Source organism: Dietzia maris, assembly GCF_014144855.1.
Lineage (GTDB): Bacteria > Actinomycetota > Actinomycetes > Mycobacteriales > Mycobacteriaceae > Dietzia > Dietzia kunjamensis.
Genome location: NZ_JAALDN010000483.1, coordinates 1 through 1293, shown reverse-complemented (window position 1 = coordinate 1293; position 1293 = coordinate 1). Strand labels below are relative to the sequence as shown.

General features: G+C 70.7%; 2 protein-coding genes. Both read right to left on the bottom strand.

Going from position 1 to position 1293, the window contains the following annotated elements; translation table 11 throughout:
- On the bottom strand, window positions 1–655 hold a 655-nt coding region (locus tag G6024_RS15025; protein WP_159149075.1), incomplete at its 3' end, for an SDR family NAD(P)-dependent oxidoreductase.
- Window positions 656–748: 93 nt separating this feature from the next.
- On the bottom strand, window positions 749–1293 hold a 545-nt coding region (locus G6024_RS15020; RefSeq protein WP_338122148.1), incomplete at its 5' end, for a DUF6541 family protein.

Here is a 1293-nt window from a genome sequence, read left to right as displayed (position 1 = left end):
CGAACACATAGTCGCGCGTGTTGCCGCCGTCGCCGAACACGCGCGTGGGCTGACCGGCCAGCAACCGCTGGGAGAAGATCGCCACGACCCCGGCCTCGCCGTGCGGGTCCTGCCGCGGCCCGTACACGTTGGCCGGCGCGACGCCCGCCCACTCGATCCCGTACAGGCGCGAGAACATCTCCAGGTAGATCTCACCGGCCACCTTGCCGGCGGCGTACGGGCTCAGCGGGTCCACCGGTCGGGTCTCGGCGACGGGCAGCTCGGTCACGGGCCCGTAGATGGACCCGCCTGAGGAGGTGAAGACGATTCTGCGCACCCCGACCTTGCGGGCCGCCTCGGCCAGCCGGACGGTGCCGACGACGTTGACCTGGGCGTCGTGGACCGGATCCTCCACCGACAGGCGCACGTCGATCTGCGCGGCCAGGTGGAAGATGACCTCGGGCCGGGCGGCGGCCACCACGTCCTCGATGGCGGGGTCGGTCAGGTCGAGCTCCCGGAACTCGAACCGGTCACCGGCCTCACGGGCCGCCGCCAGGTTCTCGAGCCGCCCCCGGGACAGGTTGTCCACCACGGTCACGTCATGGCCCTCACCCAGCAGCCTGTCCACCAGGGTCGACCCGATGAACCCGGCCCCTCCCGTCACCAACGCGCGCATGTGATGCCCATCCCCTCGTCTGCGACGACACCGCCGCGGCTCCCTCACCTTCAGGCCCGTGCACAGGATACGACCGTGGGACCGGTGGCGAGGTCACTCCGGCCCGTATGTCCCGGCCGCCCGGGTGAGCGGGGACCGCCGCTCGGGCGGGAACGGGGAGTCCTCCACCATCTGCGCCAGTTCGGCGTCGGTGAACGCGTCCCGCACCGCGTAGATCCGCACCTGCGACTCGGCGTACACCTTGGCCAGGCCGGGCGTGCCGTCGAGGCGCAGCAGGTGCTCGTTGGGCTTCTGGAACCCCCAGTAGTTGGGCGGGCTCACGTACACGTACGTCACACCGAGATCCGCCAACGCGCGGTCGACGCGGGGGTTCACGCCGGCCTCGTCCATCCGGGAGAACAGATAGGTGGTCAGCGGGGTCGTGGAACCGGGTTGGAGGTAGTGCCGCGAGGTCGAGGGCAACCCGTCGGTGGCGTACATCCAGCCCGAGCCCTCGTCGGGATTGGTATAGATGAGACCCGAGTAGGCCTGCGGCTGCTCGGACAGCCAGCGGAAGGCGCGCAGGTCGTGCTCGTCGACCATGCGGTTCCACCGCTGGTTCACCCCGGCCGCGACCGCGTACTCGGGCGAGGCCTGCA